Source organism: Micromonospora sp. BS32 (assembly GCF_059089345.1).
Genome location: NZ_JBSSHR010000076.1, coordinates 1 through 554, shown reverse-complemented (window position 1 = coordinate 554; position 554 = coordinate 1). Strand labels below are relative to the sequence as shown.

The following is a 554-nucleotide window of genomic DNA, read 5'->3' as shown; positions in this document are numbered from 1 at the left end:
TCCAGTGGTTGGGGCAGCCCGGAGCAGATCACCGACCCGATCTACTCCACCATGGCCTTCCAGAAGGGCCTCAAGCAGATCGACGGCTGGCAGGACATGCCGCTGACCGAGGCCGCTCAGACCGTGCAGGTCTCGGCGTACCCGGACGCCTACGCCCAGTGGGAGCAGCAGGCCGCCGACCTCGTCGCCGCGCACTGGAACAGCTGACCCCACAAGCCAACGAACGCTGGCTGGCACCCCTCACGGGGTGCCGGCCAGCGGCGTATCCGAATCTTGGACGGTTACCGTCAACCGCATTGATCATGAGGTTGACGGCAGTGGAGGAGATCCACACCGCCGGTAACCCCATGATCAACGCGATGCAGAGCCGAGGACGGGCCGGGGGGTGGTGGGGGTCACTCGTGGGGTGGGGAAGGGTGGGTGGGGGTAGCGTGTTGTGACGGGTGTCGGTGTGTTCAGTGTCCCCGGGCCTCACCTAAATTGCCTTCGCGGAATACCGTTCGGCTGGAGCCGCGTCGTGCCACTCGCCGAGAGGCGACCTGCACACCGACACC

1 pseudogene is annotated in these 554 nt (G+C 66.2%); it reads left to right on the top strand.

Annotation, left to right across the window (positions count from 1 at the left end):
• Positions 1-207: pseudogene (locus AC5RWQ_RS30320) on the top strand (hypothetical protein); the annotation flags it as partial.
• Between the last annotated feature and the right edge of the window lie 347 nt (positions 208-554).